We start from the raw sequence: 226 nt of genomic DNA, 5'->3' as shown, positions 1-226 counted from the left end.
GAGCCGATGCCGGCGGGGTTCGACTTGAACTTCCGCTCGCGGAAGCGCACGAGCAGCGAGGAGTACGAACGGAAGGCCCGAGAGCGACTCATCGAGCTCGGGCTGTGGGAACCCTCCAACGCCCGCGACGGCGGACAGAGCGGGCTCGAACAGTTTGACGACGGTGACGCCCCGACAGTCGCCGAAGAGAGGGAGACGTATGAGTACGCGTGGGGATTCGACTCCT

At 65.5% G+C, this 226-nt stretch carries 1 pseudogene; it reads left to right on the top strand.

The window, feature by feature from the left end:
* A pseudogene (locus tag EXE44_RS19610) lies at positions 1-226 on the top strand (DNA cytosine methyltransferase); the annotation flags it as partial.

Source organism: Halorubrum sp. SS7 (assembly GCF_005435055.1).
GTDB lineage: Archaea > Halobacteriota > Halobacteria > Halobacteriales > Haloferacaceae > Halorubrum > Halorubrum salinarum.
The sequence above is the reverse complement of the archived record's forward strand: the minus strand, read 5'-3'. Positions and strand labels throughout refer to the sequence as shown.